This window comes from Paenibacillus sp. UNC451MF (assembly GCF_000686845.1).
Lineage (GTDB): Bacteria > Bacillota > Bacilli > Paenibacillales > NBRC-103111 > Paenibacillus_S.
Genome location: NZ_JMLS01000027.1, coordinates 1 through 15,643, shown reverse-complemented (window position 1 = coordinate 15,643; position 15,643 = coordinate 1). Strand labels below are relative to the sequence as shown.

17 protein-coding genes and 1 pseudogene are annotated in these 15,643 nt (G+C 43.5%); 4 read left to right on the top strand and 14 right to left on the bottom strand.

Annotated elements, in window-relative coordinates; translation table 11 throughout:
- Positions 1 to 130 precede the first annotated feature (130 nt).
- The 3 genes from BP97_RS0124595 to BP97_RS0124585 are packed head-to-tail and all read left to right on the top strand — an operon-like array spanning position 131 to position 2,702.
- Complete coding sequence (locus BP97_RS0124595) at positions 131 to 1,108, top strand: ABC transporter ATP-binding protein (RefSeq protein ID WP_028551506.1); 978 nt, start codon at positions 131 to 133, stop codon at positions 1,106 to 1,108.
- Positions 1,105 to 1,911, top strand: a complete 807-nt coding sequence (locus BP97_RS0124590; RefSeq protein ID WP_331281323.1) for an ABC transporter permease — start codon at positions 1,105 to 1,107, stop codon at positions 1,909 to 1,911. Before BP97_RS0124595 ends, BP97_RS0124590 begins: the two co-directional genes overlap by 4 nt.
- A gap of 8 nt (positions 1,912 to 1,919) precedes the next feature.
- Positions 1,920 to 2,702 (top strand): ABC transporter permease, encoded by a 783-nt coding sequence (locus tag BP97_RS0124585; RefSeq protein WP_028551504.1) that lies wholly within the window; start codon positions 1,920 to 1,922, stop codon positions 2,700 to 2,702.
- Positions 2,703 to 2,851: 149 nt separating this feature from the next.
- Here BP97_RS0124585 and BP97_RS0124580 read toward each other — a convergent pair whose 3' ends face one another.
- The 10 genes and pseudogenes from BP97_RS0124580 to BP97_RS0124535 form a co-directional block, all read right to left on the bottom strand.
- The gene (locus BP97_RS0124580) at positions 2,852 to 3,610 is read right to left on the bottom strand and encodes a Nif3-like dinuclear metal center hexameric protein (RefSeq protein ID WP_028551503.1); all 759 of its coding nucleotides are present in this window, start codon (positions 3,608 to 3,610) and stop codon (positions 2,852 to 2,854) included.
- 87 nt (positions 3,611 to 3,697) lie between these two features.
- Positions 3,698 to 4,075, bottom strand: a complete 378-nt coding sequence (locus tag BP97_RS0124575; RefSeq protein WP_231506400.1) for a NucA/NucB deoxyribonuclease domain-containing protein — start codon at positions 4,073 to 4,075, stop codon at positions 3,698 to 3,700.
- 145 nt (positions 4,076 to 4,220) lie between these two features.
- Positions 4,221 to 4,808: an HAD-IA family hydrolase gene (locus BP97_RS0124570; RefSeq protein ID WP_197035531.1), complete on the bottom strand. Its 588-nt coding sequence runs from the start codon at positions 4,806 to 4,808 to the stop codon at positions 4,221 to 4,223.
- A gap of 90 nt (positions 4,809 to 4,898) precedes the next feature.
- Positions 4,899 to 5,423, bottom strand: coding sequence for an acetylglutamate kinase (locus BP97_RS0124565; protein WP_231506383.1), 525 nt, complete (start codon positions 5,421 to 5,423; stop codon positions 4,899 to 4,901).
- Between the two features lie 304 nt (positions 5,424 to 5,727).
- Positions 5,728 to 6,246, bottom strand: a pseudogene (gene cysC, locus BP97_RS37305) (adenylyl-sulfate kinase); the annotation flags it as partial.
- Positions 6,247 to 6,260: 14 nt separating this feature from the next.
- The gene (locus BP97_RS0124555; RefSeq protein WP_028551498.1) at positions 6,261 to 7,118 is read right to left on the bottom strand and encodes an STM4011 family radical SAM protein; all 858 of its coding nucleotides are present in this window, start codon (positions 7,116 to 7,118) and stop codon (positions 6,261 to 6,263) included.
- Positions 7,115 to 8,491 (bottom strand): STM4012 family radical SAM protein, encoded by a 1,377-nt coding sequence (locus BP97_RS0124550; RefSeq protein WP_028551497.1) that lies wholly within the window; start codon positions 8,489 to 8,491, stop codon positions 7,115 to 7,117. The genes BP97_RS0124555 and BP97_RS0124550 overlap by 4 nt, the downstream gene beginning before the upstream one ends.
- A gap of 21 nt (positions 8,492 to 8,512) precedes the next feature.
- On the bottom strand, positions 8,513 to 9,298 hold the full coding sequence (locus BP97_RS0124545) for an STM4013/SEN3800 family hydrolase (protein ID WP_028551496.1): 786 nt from the start codon (positions 9,296 to 9,298) through the stop codon (positions 8,513 to 8,515).
- A 19-nt stretch (positions 9,299 to 9,317) separates the two neighbouring features.
- Positions 9,318 to 10,538, bottom strand: a complete 1,221-nt coding sequence (locus BP97_RS0124540; protein WP_028551495.1) for an STM4014 family protein — start codon at positions 10,536 to 10,538, stop codon at positions 9,318 to 9,320.
- Positions 10,539 to 10,540: 2 nt separating this feature from the next.
- A complete protein-coding gene (locus BP97_RS0124535) occupies positions 10,541 to 11,386 on the bottom strand; it encodes an STM4015 family protein (RefSeq protein WP_028551494.1) in 846 nt (281 codons plus the stop codon).
- Positions 11,387 to 11,670: 284 nt separating this feature from the next.
- Here BP97_RS0124535 and BP97_RS0124530 point away from each other — a divergent pair, with 284 nt between their 5' ends.
- On the top strand, positions 11,671 to 12,042 hold the full coding sequence (locus tag BP97_RS0124530; protein WP_028551493.1) for a winged helix-turn-helix transcriptional regulator: 372 nt from the start codon (positions 11,671 to 11,673) through the stop codon (positions 12,040 to 12,042).
- A gap of 197 nt (positions 12,043 to 12,239) precedes the next feature.
- On the opposite strand, the gene BP97_RS0124525 is transcribed toward BP97_RS0124530, so the two are convergent.
- The 4 genes from BP97_RS0124525 to BP97_RS0124510 form a co-directional block, all read right to left on the bottom strand.
- Positions 12,240 to 13,817: a DUF5050 domain-containing protein gene (locus tag BP97_RS0124525; RefSeq protein WP_028551492.1), complete on the bottom strand. Its 1,578-nt coding sequence runs from the start codon at positions 13,815 to 13,817 to the stop codon at positions 12,240 to 12,242.
- Between the two features lie 169 nt (positions 13,818 to 13,986).
- Positions 13,987 to 14,571 (bottom strand): GNAT family N-acetyltransferase, encoded by a 585-nt coding sequence (locus tag BP97_RS0124520; RefSeq protein ID WP_028551491.1) that lies wholly within the window; start codon positions 14,569 to 14,571, stop codon positions 13,987 to 13,989.
- Positions 14,572 to 14,608: 37 nt separating this feature from the next.
- Entirely contained in the window at positions 14,609 to 15,274 is a 666-nt protein-coding gene (locus tag BP97_RS0124515; RefSeq protein WP_028551490.1) for a GAP family protein, read from the bottom strand.
- 164 nt (positions 15,275 to 15,438) lie between these two features.
- The coding region (locus tag BP97_RS0124510; RefSeq protein WP_028551489.1) for an IS3 family transposase at positions 15,439 to 15,643 on the bottom strand (205 nt) is incomplete at its 5' end.

The following is a 15,643-nucleotide window of genomic DNA, read 5'->3' as shown; positions in this document are numbered from 1 at the left end:
TTCAAAATCAGAGTGAAGATAATTAAACAAAAATATTAGTTATGGGTCACAAAAGTTTTTTATTGACACTTATTTACTATAAGTGGTATTATTTTCTTCCGTCTCTCTAAAAAGAATGGAGGTTTCAAGCTTGATAACTCTAAACGGAATCAGTAAATCGTTCCTGGTGGCACAACGCACATCAGGTTTAAGCCATGCGATCAAAGCATTATTCCACCGAGAATACACTGTTGTGGAAGCGCTTCAGGACATCTCATTTTCCATCAGACAAGGAGAAATAGTCGGGTACATCGGTCCCAATGGAGCTGGAAAATCTACCACGATCAAAATCATGAGCGGTATACTCGTGCCAGACCGAGGAACCTGTTCCATCAAAGGCTACACCCCTTGGCTAGATCGCGTGCCTTACGTCAAAAACATCGGTGTAGTATTTGGACAGCGCTCCCAACTGTGGTGGGATGTACCTGTCATAGATTCTTTCGAGCTGCTCCGTGATATTTACAAAGTCCCCTATTCAGAGTACAAAAAAACACTTACTCTCCTTATCGAGTCACTCGACTTGACAGGAATGATTAACACTCCCGTTCGCCAGTTGAGCCTAGGGCAGCGGATGCGATGTGAGATTGCGGCTTCCTTGCTTCACAATCCCAGTATCCTGTTCCTGGATGAACCGACGATTGGTCTCGATGCCGTATCAAAAATCGCCGTTCGTCATTTTATCAAGACCATCAACAAAGAAAAAGATGTTACAGTCATTCTTACTACTCACGATATGAATGATATCGAAGCACTTGCAGATCGAATTTTATTGATCGGTAAAGGCACCCTTCTCTACGACGGAAGCATTCAGGGATTGCGGGGACGATTCGGCACGAGAAGGACGATAACGGCAGAATACCGTGAGAACAGCAGCCCTCTTCAAATACCGGGTGCGACTTTAATGTCTTGGACACCAGACCGTGCCATTCTTAGCGTGGATACAGAGCAGATTATGATTTCGGAAGCTCTAACCCGATTATCTTCTCAGGTAGAACTGCTGGATGTAACGATAGACACGCAGCCTATTGAAGACATCATAGTGCAGATGTATAAGGAGTACCAGCTATGATGAAAGGGTACATATCGGTTTTTAAGCTGCGAATTAATACCGGTCTGCAATACCGTGCAGCAGCGCTTGCAGGCATAGGCACACAATTCTTCTTCGGTTTTATGTTCATTATGATCTTTGAGGCGTTCTACGCCCACGCTACACAGGAGCCTCCAATGACACTATCACAAGTCGTTACCTATACGTGGCTCAAGCAGGCATTCCTTGCACTTGTTGTTTTATGGCTAAGGGACAATGAATTGTTTCAGCTCATTACTAGCGGCAACATTGCCTATGAACTATGCAGGCCAAGCGGCATCTACGGTCTATGGTATGCCAAGCTGCTAGCTCAGCGATTATCGAGTGCCCTTCTGCGCTGCTTCCCCATCCTGATAATTGTATTTTTTCTGCCAGAACCCTACGGACTACTGCTCCCCCCGGATTTTGCTTCATTTCTGCTTTTTATCGCCGTACTCCTGGTTGGCTTGTTCATGGTCGTTGCTCTCTCTATGCTCATCTATATATCAGTATTCGTAACCATGTCGCCGGTCGGCTCCTTATTATTTTTCAGTGTTTTCGGTGAGTTTTTTGCTGGCTTGATTATCCCCGTCCCACTGATGCCTGGCTGGATGCAGCAGATCGTATACGTACTGCCGTTTCACTGGACTGCTGACTTTCCATTTCGTGTCTTCACCGGAAGTATATCCATGTCTGAAGCTGTTCAAGGTTTAATCATTCAACTGATTTGGTTAGCTGCACTAATCACAGTTGGAAAATTTGCTATGGATAGGGCACTGCGGCGCATTGTAGTGCAAGGAGGGTAACAAATACAATGAAACTTTATTTTAAATACATGCTTCTTCTATTCAAATCGCAGATGCAGTATCGTGCATCGTTTCTGCTTCTTATCGTCGGACAATGTTTAACTCCATTCACGACATTTGCAGGCTTGTATTTCATGTTTGATCGCTTCGGTATGGTTAAGGGTTGGAGTTTTTACGAGGTCGCATTATGCTTCGCAGTCACCAATATTGCATTTTCGATTACCGAGTGTTTTGCGCGCGGCTTTGACACCTTCTCAAGTCTTGTAGTAAGCGGCGACTTCGATAGATTGCTTGTTCGTCCCCGAAGTACTGTCATCCAAGTGTTCGGCTCCAAATTTGAATTCGCCCGTATCGGTCGACTATTTCTTTGCGCAATCGTCCTCGCTTGGTCTTGTATGCATATTTCAGTGGACTGGTCCATTCTCAAAATGGTAACTCTGGTGTTAATGATTATTAGCGGAGCTGTCATTTTCACTGGAATCTTTATTTTAACTGCTGCTATTAGTTTTTGGACCGTTCAAGGGCTTGAGATTGCCAATATTTTTACAGACGGAGGGCGTGAGATGAACCAATACCCATTAAATATTTATCACATATGGGTACGACGGTTGTTCACTTTCATCATACCTTTCGGATGCGTCAATTATTTGCCCTTAAATTACATCCTGGAACGGGATGGCATTAACAATTCGCTTTATGCCTTTCTACCCTTGACCGGCTTCTTGTTTCTAATTCCTTGTTTATTAGTCTGGCATATTGGAGTTCGGCATTACCGATCGACAGGTTCTTAATAGCGAGAATCAAGTAGAGAAGCCAAACATTCAATTTCTTCTTATAGGGGAAGTTTTATGTTTGGTTTTTTTGTTATTCGCCAAGTTTGTATAATTCGGAGGGAAAGGGTCGGCCGATTACAATGAAAAAAGGCCCGTGAAAACTTGCCTTAAGTCTCGAAGTGTTCTTCTTTAAGCTCAATGATTTCTACATATGGAACTAATTCTTTTAGTTTCCTTGCTAAAGATCTCACGCCAAAAAGCTCTGTAAACGTATGACTCCCCACTATCAAATTCATCCCAATATATTTTGCATACAGAATGGTATAAAGCGTCCTCTCACCCGTTATATAAGCATCACAACCAGATTCATGAGCATCCCGAATGGATAAGGTTGAATTCCCTGCGCCTGTAACGATCCCAACCCGATGAATATCTTTACTGGAATGTTTCCAAGCCCGCACGTCCTCATTGAGTTCATATTTCATACGTTCATGCAGCTCCTCGAAAGCAATCGGAACTTTATATTCTCCAATACCTGGAATACTTCGATCTTCATGATGTACTGAGGGCTGAATGAGATTATCGATGCCAATTGCGTTGAACAATGAAGAGCATGTACCAAAATCCGCGTAATCCAATGGCAAATGAATAAAGAAGTGATGGATACAATGCTTTTTCAATTGAACATGACATTCTTCTTGCATACCGTAGATAAAATGCCAGGCATCGTGATGTGTTAGAATACGATCTATATTTAGATCAGCTGCTTGCCTAACTATCTCGGGCGTTATATTGGTGGCATAGCCAACTCGATGTATGGATTTAGGCCCATATTCATAAAATGCATATTCCTCACCCTTATCAAACCTTGTCAGAAGATCACCGAAAATCGTTTCCATCGACTTCATGAATTGTTCTACATCCATGTTAAACCTCCTAATAATGATTTCAAAAAAAACGATGCAGCAAAAATCTTGACGCTGTCGTGTTCCGTATATAAAAAAAGTCCATTGCTATTTAACAATGAACATAACTTTGGTCCCATCCGGGTATTTCTCGACCTGATTGCTCACCCAACTGCCTGCACCACGATTGTCTGATGGGGAGATATATCTAATATCCGCACCTTCCCCGCCCTCGTCGCACATTGCCATCGGCCATTCATCACGATCATAGCCTTTTTTTGTAGGGACATCATGAAGTGATTTCTTACGGTTGTCTTCAGCACCTTTACGATCTATAGTGCATATGGCAGATTCCCCTGAAGCAATAGCATCTTTAATGTGCTGTGCCGTTTCAGGAAAGCGATCCGCTGGAAAAATCAATTGGACGTTAGCTGTGACACTAGTCTCAGTATCATCAAAATGTTTCTCATAAAATACAGATCCGATGAAGACGGATATTCCGAGTGCAATGGTGTATAACAACTTATGCTTCTTCAATACGCTGCCTGCCCTTCGATAGTGTATCTATATTTTATAGGCTCAATCTATACATGTAAAGACTTCCAAATGGGTCAAGAACATCGGTTCATCTTTACAAACTCAACTGCTTCTCTATTTCTGACACCCACTCACCACCTGGATCTGCAATAATTGTATGCCATCCGAGCTTCTCAGCTTCTACCATATTTTTCTCCTGATCGTCGACATAGATAACGGATGCATTAGGGTCTTCAATCTTGCTTTGTACGAGACGATATATGGTCGGGTCCGGTTTACAGCAGCCTGCTTCACTGGATATTGTAATGCTTTTAAGGTTATTGGCGATTGGGTTTAATACTGGAGCTAGCCATTCCGTACGATGGTTACTGAGAATGTGGATATCAGCTTGTACGCTCCATTGGATAATAAGGTCAAATGCAGGTAAGGAAACCAAATGTTTATCGATCAGTCTCTTCGTATGTAATTTATCCATTTGAGGAGTCCGTTCAGAGAGCCAACTCCAGAATTCGTCCAAACTAGCTTCTCCTGTCCAGAGCCGCAATCGCATTTCTTTTTTAAATAAAGCTTTTAATTCTTCAAAAGATATAGCAGAATCTCCAATAATCTCTTTCCAAAATAAAGGTGAAAAGTTCGTAACGATGACGCCGGCTGCATCTAAAACGAGTTGAGGCTTATTCATCATCAGCTCTCCTTTGTTTTCATCGGATTCATTATTGTTAAAAGTGGCCACTGAATTCTCAGCAGCCCTCATGTATACCACAACCATCCATTAATTCGTGAATGCCATTGGAAATTGTTGGATAACACCTTTCATCATAACATCTGCCATCCCTAGTGCCTGCGATTCAATTTGATCACCTAGAGCTACATTTTGCTGGTAATTTCCAGCAAATCGTGTGGCGACCTCGTCGCTTAGCAGCCTAAGATGTTCATACATCATGCTTCTCCATTCTTCTTTAGACCAATAGGGATTAATGCTGCTTAAGAAGTTGGCGATGTCATCTGCATTAGCGAACCAACGTTTTCGAGCATCAGATGCAGCCAAGGCATTCCCAGCACGTAAATATTTTACCAATTCCGCGGCGATAGCTAGATGATCCGTTAACAAATCAGCAAATCGCTTGGCAATGTCCTCACCGTATAACGGCTTTAACACTTCTGCAAAATCAGCTGGATTCCGTAGAAGCCTTGCTGTCGTTTCCTTTTCATCCGGAAGCCCGTCTATAATGGAGTTTACCGTCAATCGGGTCCAGTACACGTGCTGTTCCCATAATGCTCTTAATTTGCGGTTCAATTCCACCATCGATGGAGTCTAGGCCAACTGAGGTTCCTGTCTGAATCCATAATAGTAATAAATAGGAGGGTAACCATACATTTGCTTTCTAGCGCTCCTTTTTCCCGAATCCTTTTCCCTATATCATATAGGCGGAACGCTTATGGTGTGCATTTACCATTTAAGAATCGTAATTTTTTCTTATTAACAACTATTTATCAGTAAATCCAGAATCCCTTCAGGATACAACGACTTCTGCTTTAATTGTTCAAAAAACCGCCAAGTAAGCTTGATAACTTGTCGCTTCATTGCCTCATTGCGAAGTTCATCTAGCCAGGTAATTCATGATCATATTCACATTATCATTAATATTGCTCTTATGCGTTTGAATAGTGATCTCAGGTTTTGTCGGAGGCTCGTATACGTCCGAAATGCCTGTAAATAAAGCGATCTCGCCTTTGCTGGCTTTGGCATACAGTCCCTTCACATCCCGGCGGATGCACTCTTCTAACGGACAATTCACATACACCTCGATGAACTGTTCAAGTTCCGATCGAGCATACTCCCTCATCTCAAGATAGGGAGAGATCATAGAAACGATGGTTATGACCCCATTACGATTCAAAAGCTTACTAATGTAAACGGCTCGACGAATATTTTCCATTCGGTCTTCCCTGCTGAATCCAAGCTCACGACCGACTTCGCGACGAAGCTCGTCTCCATCCAAGCATTCAACCAATACTCCTTTTTCTTTGAGAGCATTCGCCAAAGCAATAGCTGTAGTTGTTTTTCCAGAGCTAGGAAGCCCTGTTAACCATATAGTTTGACCTCTATGCTCCATAGTACGCTTCTTTCTCTTTACTTTGTTCTAGCTATCCTTTCCAACAGCCTTTCCCCATAAATTCGGTCAAGCTGCAGTTCCGGCATATGAATATAGCCGATATAGCAGTCACACTGCTTCATCCGGCATGGCCGTATTTCAGCAATCCCTTCCAGCCCATCCCTGTACAGATTGCCTATAACTTGACGATCCTTATAGCATCGCTTAACACGGCCGTCGCCTTGAACATAGAACACGCCTTGCCCAGCTGAGCAAGGCTTGCCCATACTATCGTAATCTACTGCATTAATAGTAAAATGCGGATCTATCTGGGTCAAAAAAAGAATATCTGCTTCCGAATAGTATTCCAGTTTATCCTTATAAGCGTTAACCCACATATAAACGTCTTCTGGAAGCGCCTGTCTTAATGAGTAAATGGAATCGAATGCACTTTTCACTCCTACCGAGCCTACACTGAATGGTATTTTCTGCGAATACAGCCTCTCACACTGAGTTACATATCTGGATTCGTCCGTCTGTCCAGGATGATAAGTCGCCCAGAATGCAGTCTTAGCTGCATGCAATTCCGAGGTCCAATCCAGTTTAGCGGAGAGGTTTGTTTGAATAGCTACTTTGTCCACATGCTTCATATGGGACAACTCAATCATTGCATCGCAATACCACCTGTGGGTGAGGCCTTCGCCATACGGATTAAAAAATACGGATATACGATGTTCTTTGGCTTCCTGACTACGGATCCATTGCACAAACTTCTCTATCTGCTGCCGGTCTCTGGCCAATGTCTCAGGACTATCCGTGTTCTTGCTAAAAGGGCAATACGGACAATCATAATTACAGGAGGATAAGCTGCCTCTGAAATAAATGGTCGCCCTCATAACAGCACGTAGCTTTCCATACGAGACCGTATATCAGCTGAGATTAACCAATCTCCGATAGCATCGGAGTACATAAGACCTTCATGGGTTAAGCACAGGAGATCTGGCTCTATACAAGCAAGTCCGGTAAGAACCAACAGCTGTAGCTCAGGATAATCGTCCAGCGTCTGTGTTCCGAAACGCTCCACATAACTGCTAAGGGCAAGCCCTTCAGTATGCAGCAGGGCTTTCAGAATAAACCGTCGTTTTTTCTCGTCATCACTCAGGATTATTCCGTAATCTGCAGTCGAATAATTCTCGGCAGCCACATAATCGGCAATGATGCTTGCGGTTGCTGAACGGCCAACGCTATATCTCGATGAGTAATGAACGTTCCTCGTGTATGAACGTGCGCCGCAGCCTAAACCAATCATTCCTTCCTCCTGGCAGCCATACGGAAAAAGTGGTTTGTTTGAACTGGCTTCCTCCCTTGCAAATCTGCGCATGGAGTACTGGGTGTATCCTTGAGCAAGCAATCGATCACGTGCTGCAGTATATAAAAGGATACGCCGGTCTTCACCACTTTGCCGAATCTGTTCAGGCTTCACAATCGTGTGCTCTCGGGTATATAACGGATAAATGAAGATTTCACCCGGTTCAAAGGATAAAGCGCGATCCAGTGAGTAAAGCCAAGAATCAACCGTTTGACCAGGGAGTCCATAGATCAAATCCAAATTAAGTATCGGAAACTGATACTGCTTAAGCTGCTCAAGAGCTCTTTCTACCTCCAAAGGCTTTTGGGGCCGGTAAATTGCTTCCGCCTCCGCCTCGATAAAGCTTTGAATCCCCATGCTGACACGATCCACCTGGTGTGACTTTAATATGTCTAGACGATCGATTGTCACCGTTTCGGGAGAAGTTTCTACTGAAATGGAAGTTCGCGATGGGTCCATTCCAACCTTTTCTTTCGCAATACGAAACAACCGATCAAGCTGAAACGGCTCCAGTAATGTGGGTGTACCCCCTCCTATGGCGAACCTTGCGATAGGTTTATTCTGGATAAAAGGAGCCCATTGCTCAGCTTGCCGCTCCAATGCATCCACATACTGTGCGTGGACATCCGCACTTTTGTCAGGCAGCGTAAATAGATTACAAAAACCGCATCGTGCTCCGCAGAACGGGATATGCATATATAAGAAGAATGATTCCGCGGGTTCTTTACTCCACAGCTCGGATAATGGCAATTTTGTCTCAAATTCTCTGTAGGAGGTTTTATGCGGATAAGAGTATAGATACGACTTGTAGGGCTCAGAAGCAATGGTTTCCTTCCATCTGCGAAGAGCCTCGGGATGTTCAATTATGTACGAATAGTTAGTGTCAACCGTATGGCTCAATGTCATCTGCTCCTCTCGCTTCTATAAAATAAATTCTCGATACGGCACATTCCAGACCACCTCATGAGCAAGCCGGTGACCTTCGTAACCATCCTCGCCATAAGCTGTACCGTGATCAGAGAAAACCATACAAAAGACGGGCCGCTCCCTTTCTCTCAACGTTTGGAACAATCGTCCAAGCTCTCCATCGACATATCTGAGCGCTGCACGCTGCGTCTCTACAGAGTCTTTTCTCGCCCCAGGAACAAAATAATGATTGGGTCCATGAATAGCAGACACATTCATAAACAGAAACAGACGCTCTGTTGCTTCTAATTTTTGAAGAAGCTTGATAGCGTGATTCACCTGATACTCCGTGGAACGCGGATTCGTAACACCGAATGTCATTCTCCAATAGCTCTCTTGAAAATATCCTGGAAGTATTTTCGCAAGCGGAACCTTTTTAGTAAAGAAAATAACCCCACCGATACATATAGTACGGTATCCTTCTTCCTGAAGTCCCGAGACCATATCCGGCGTATCGAATAACCACGTATAAGGGTGCGTCTTTAAGCCTGTATTCTTCGAATGAAACAAACGAACATGCTCCGATTTATTCGTCGTAGCGGGGGTAGGCAGAAATCCTCCAAAGAAAGCATGATGCGCTGCATATGTAAAGCTGCCTGGAGTATGGCGCCGCTCCCAGTGTCCTCCACCGCATAGATTCGGACAATTCTCTTCCTCTAGCACAGCCGCATCGTACCGTAGCGTATCCAGTGTAATCATCAAAATATCATGACTGCCTACTATTTCATTCATGTTGATCATCATGGTGATCCCCCTTCTATTATGCCAGTCGAGGGAGAGCTGCAATTCTTTTCATTTCCCACTCGTACGGATCGTGCCCTTCAAATTGATTACGATACAACAGATCTCCAAACGGATTAACATCCAGCACATATGGGCGGTACGCTCCGCTGCTTAGCAGCACATCGATACCCGCTACGGTAGATCCGGGAAATGCTGACACCGTTTGTTCGGCACAACACCTCACTGCTGCTTGGATGTCATAAGATAGGCCTATCTCATCTAGGCTCATACGATCACTACGCAAATGCAGGTTCGTAATCGGCGTCCTGCTTACTCTGGCAATGCTGTGGCAAGCCTCCCCCGCAACAACCAGCTGCCGGATATCAAAGGTCCTATCCCCGTAAGCCGCTTTGGGAATCCATTGCTCAATATGCGCGCCATGGCTTAATAGCCAATTGACGATTTGACGTATGCTATCTCGGTCTTTGTATTGCTGAAGCTTTTTCAGATTATAAAACACTGGAGGTCTGGACAAGTTGTTTTCCACACTCATTGTGGTCACTGCGGATTCTGCTCCGGTAACCGGATTCACTTGATAAGCAATCACTCCGCAAGCGCCGGAACCTGTCGCCAGCTTTATGAAAATTCGATGTGTCCGATTGCTCTCCATCATTTCACGAAGTACTTCGTAATTCGGTACAGCTTCAGGAGACGCTAATCTCCTTGGGACTGGCAAGCCAGCCTCCGACAATACTTGGTAGGTATAACGTTTATCGAACATAGCAGCAATGTCCTCAGGAGCGTTCATCCAACCTGGCTTGCTCCACAGCTGCTTTGCCTCCCTATCCAATCGAGACAGGAGCCGACAATAACCGCGAAACCATTGGGATGGATGATAGAGCCTTCCATTGCTTTCCTTCAAATCCCTTGCGAACCTAACGGAAATAGGCTGAAACAGTCTATTGTCATATCGCAGCCAGCGATCATCCTCGTCCCTGATTGCTATGTCTGGAGCACCGCAAGCAATTAGCTCACGCTCAACTTCGAAATGCTCTCCCGGAGCATCTAGCCTTAATAGAGGTGGCTCATCCATCGCAAGCCCATGCGACTCGACTATCGATAACAAAGACGACTTACCTTTCAACAAATCGATGTAATTCAGTTGTATGGCCGGTGACAAGTCCAGCTTGGCCCGCGCAGCTTGAATACCGGCTGTCCTCCGATTCCCAGAGTTGCCGATCAAAATCATCTGATCCATTCTTACTCCGTCAAGGAAGGATAGCGATAATCCTCATCATCATCGGTTTCCTGCTGATCGCTTGTATCTACATTGAGGCCGGATTTGCTCCAACGGTTCATCATTTCATCGGACATGTAGTGATAGTTTAGATCCAGAAACTTCAGGTTCTTGATCTTATCGCTTTGGATCAATGCTTCTGCGCCTTTGTCCGTCAACGTTCCCATCGAGAGATCCAGTGTATGTAATTGATCAAGAATTGGAGCATTCGCGAGGGCGATCGCAATTTCATCTTGAATTTCGCTATCTTTAAGTCCTAAATAGGTGAGTTCGGGGAATTTCCCTGGTTCGATCAATGAAAGAACGTCCTCCAGGCTTCCATCAAACCCGTATTCATCCACACCTAAATAGAGCTCTAGCTTTTTCAAACGACTAAAGCTTCCTTCACTAATGCTTGCTATGACCTCTTTGCCTAAACCACCACAAATAATGGTCAACTCTTCCAACTTTTCATGTTTAGCTGGATCAAGAACAAGGCCCGTGCTTCCTTTAATTGTAAATGATGTAAGTTCAGGATACGCGGATAACAACGGGGCAAGGTTCGATTGATTGATCCACGACACCTCACACTCTTCATACGACATATCACCGATGAACAGTTTTCGCAGCTGCGGAAAACGGTCTTTCAATCTAACTAACGCCTCAACCGCTTCGCTTGAATCATTCTCATAAGCGCCTCCCCAGTCACCGATAATGAGGCTCTCAAGCTGTAAGCTTTCTTCCTTGCTCGCTAGTTGTTCTATTAAATCAACGATTTTGACTCCATCCTCATATTGATCGTAATCTACGGATAGTTTGATTTCAGACATTGTGTTCCCTCCTATTAATTGAAGTACTAGACTTTACTTCATTATAAAAGCTGCTGACAGGACTTTCAAATTGTTTCCAATTGATCGGGAGTGGTACCCTTTCCAATCCTATACTCATTGACAACCTCACATACGAATAAATAGTCAACTACATTCGTGTTCGATCCACTTCCCCCATCATCTGGCATCCATTTCGCATACATCAGTAGCATTTGGTTCTTGTTCAGAAGAATGTTATACGCTAAGATCAAAGTTGAACATCAGTTACGAAGGAGTGTAAGAACATGAATAACGACTTTCAATCTGATGACAAAGAATCACCTTGCCATTATCGGCGTGCATTGGAGGTAGTCTCCAGCAAATGGACCGTGCTCGTTTTTTACGAACTCGAAAGCGGCAAGAAGCGTTACAGCGACTTGAAAAAGCAAATCGAAGGCGTAACGCAAAAAATGCTTACCCAAACGTTACGTCAGCTTGAACGAGACGGCTTAGTCAACCGCCAGGTCCATCCCACGGTCCCGCCTACTGTTGAATATTCGTTAACCCCATTGGGTGAAACATTAATTGAACCCATGCGATCGCTTCATAGATGGACCGATACACATTATGATTCCGTTCTTGAGGCTAGAAAAGCATTTGATCATCAAAAATTATAACGGCACAGCTTGGCCTATTTTCTTATAGTACAAATGCAGAATGGATATTCCGGATATTCTTGGTAAGCATTTTTTCTTTCGATGGCATAAGCCGTATTGGCTATGTAGGCTTCTAACTTCCATATTGAAAAAAAGACTACCTTACTTAATTAAGTAGGCAGTCGTCTTCCAATGCTGTCATATTTTGCTGTTTGTGTCTACTTTACGAGTTTAATCGATTGATCCTCTGCCGATACGAGTATAAATTGATCTTGATTAACAAAAACTCGCGATACCTGGTCAGCAATAGCAAGTTGTACTTTGCCGGATGCATCCAGTACTTTAACACCGTAATCCCCACCCGGAGTAAGCTTACAGATCAATTGCTCGTTCATTCTTTGCACGCTGTCAATGGACTCATTCAACAACAGCTTATCTTCTTGTGTTTTCCCAGATTTATATAGATGAATTTGGCCAACTGCATTAGTACTAGTATAGTACACTTCTCCGCCTATTTCGTCGTACCAATTTCCAACTTGGTTATGGGACAGCTTTTGCTCGCCGGTTCCATCCAGATTAGAAACATACAAGGATTGATCCTCATCCTTCACATAATAAAGCTTATTATTAACAAGCTTAAAATGGCTTACTTCTGTGTCGATGATCTTATCCGTTTCATTGGTTTTCAAATTTACTCTATAAATCCTATTGAGGTTCTCCTTGCCAACCGGATAGGTGGATGCCAAAACATATGCATTGTCACCAATTATGGTTGTAGAGCGGTCGGATGAGTAGCCGGCGCCAATATGCCATCCATAAATAAGATTCGGGTCCCCTACGTTTATGCCACTCGCCGCGTCAGCCCCACTGGCTATCCACGATAAATTATTTCCTCCTGGGGGGACAAATTGTCGGATCGTCAAGGTTCCTGTCGGACTATTTTTAAAATCAAGGTATCCCCGATGCTCCTGGGTTGCCTTTCCGTCACTGTTGACTTTGCAGTATTCATCTGATCCCATGATGGCTCCACCTGAGTGATAAGAAAACCACAATTCACCGTCTCTTATATCGAACTTCAAATTTTTATTGAGGCCATAGGAAGTATCTAACTCATAGGAGTAAACCAATTCTTTATGGGATGTATCCTGAACAGGTGCTCTGAACACTTCATTCTTAGTCCCGGTTGTCTCTACAAAGTAATAATAGTCCTTAAATAGAGCAACATCATTGTCTCCAGCGAAAGCCGGCAATGCTGCCGATATCAACTGAGCATTATCGGACTGAATGGATAGGCCTTTTGAAGATTCCCACTCATATTGCCACCCGAACTCATCATGGGCAAATCTCCAGGTTAACGGGAAATATATAACATCATTATAGCTTAAGAGCGGGTATTGTTCCTGCGCATTGTTTACTGTTTTATTATTTATCGTAATCTCAAGGTTCGGTATGGTAGCCTTGAAGCTTTTCGCATTTTTGCTGCTCGTTTTATAAGGCATATAAGAGGAAGCTACATGATCTTTACCAATGCTGAGACCCTCGTCCGGTGACCAGTTCGTTTGCAAGCCCAACAGCCTAGCGTCATAATATGTCATTGGAAAATACGTTATATCCTTATACACTAGAAGCGGATATTGTCGGTATTGGTTCTCAACATCATTACCGTTCAGCTTAACCTCAAATTCGGGCAAGGTAACCTTAACACTTTGTTCTGCCGCGAAGCTTTGCCAAGGTGTTAGCCCCGTGCTAAGACAAACTACTAAGAGACCAACCCATAATGGCTTCTTCCCTTTCATTACATTGACCACTCCTCTCCCTGCTTCACTATCTTGTTAGACGTTCATTATCCTCCTTTGTTTCACATTGGATCAAAATTTACACTAGCCCCTCAGCAACCACTAGAACGTACGTTCTGTTTTCAAAAAAAAGAAAAGGACAGCTGTTGCTATCCCGCATCCATTGTATCTAAGATCCATCATAATATAGATGTTCAAGTGTAACCACACGCGACAATCCTAAAGACTCCGCTACTTTTATCGATGACAAATTAGAATCGAGCACTTGATATCTTGGAAGAAGCTCCTTCTCTAATAACCGATTGACTGCTGTCGCAACTACTTTCTTTGCATAGCCCTTTCCCCGGTGTTCTTCAGGGGTATACACGGCGCCGATTTCCCAAACCTTAGCGTAATTATAAAATGTTAAGCAGGTGCTCACAGGTTCGCCAGCTTTATAAAGCGTATAGGATCTGGCTCCAAGCTCAAACATTTGATTCAATTGTTGCGGATCGTACCCATTATTAGACCAAAGTGGGAGTAAACTATTATTGAGTTCAGTCTCTTCAATTATTTCATTGATTTCAGTTATAGGTATCGACTCAAAGCACGAATACGTATAAAAGGAACGCATTCTCTTTAACTGAAATCCTGACTTAATAAGCTTCTTGTAATCCTCCCTTTGGACTTTGAACACCATCGGTATTCGATCCGGCAATTCATCAAGGAGCTCACGAATGGCAGATAGATCGGAGCCGCTGACAAAAGCAATCATTTTTGACTCAGCGCGGTAGATTGAGAATAGTTGCTCGTTAGATGGAAATATAGAACAGCCATATTCCCGCGGCATATGCCATTGCTGGAACCGCATACTTACTGAGCTTATTCATCACCTTCCGTGTTACCGTTTCAATGAAATTGAATTTTTCCTTAATCAATCCGTATGCGATATATAAAACAAGCATGGGAAGTACAAAAATAAAGCAATAAACTATTAAATTCAGCATCATAACCGAGAATGGTACATGCTGTTCCGTTAAATGACTAATGAACACAATATACGGGATCGAAGTCGGCGCATCACCCAATGTTGATGTAATAGACAAACCTAATAGCATCATCGGATGAACGCTTTTAATATTGGAAATTCCTGAGCTGCTCTCCGCTTCCTTATGTCGAAAGGAACGGACAATCCGAACAGTGTACAATACTCCTACTCCGATAAGCAGTCCCCCTAGAATCATGCCAGTGATGGAACAAGCAAGAGGATATGCTTGCAATAACGAGAATAGCCATTTCTTCGCAAAGCGGTCAATTCCATAGTAAAATACTAATCCCGTTAAAAGATAGGTCATGAAGGCACCGCCAATAAAGAATACAGCATGCCAAGTTTTTTTGACCATAGGAAGTATGAAAATTAAGATAGAAATAGCAGCCGGATTTAAACTATCAAGCAGTGCCATACCGAGCATATACATGCTGCTCCCCCCTTAAGATTCCTTTTTACGAAGCCATTACCCGCAACGGAATCCTTTGAAGCGAAACTGCGACTTACAATGAAGGTACTTTGGATTAAATTCATTTCCAAAATAAAAAACCCGCCAAGTGGTCATACCCCTGTCAAGTAGACAGATGAAAAAAGCTAAGCTGCCAACGCGCATCGATATTCAATCGGTGCGCGTTGTTTTAATTTGGCTTGAAAACGGTGGTAGTTGTAATCGTAAATATATTCTTCCACCGCTTGCTGAATTTCCGCTCCTGAATTACACTGTTTGAGGTACAACTTCTCTGTTTTGAGATGCGAAAAAAAAGATTCGATGCATGCGTTATCCAGGCAGGTTGCTTTG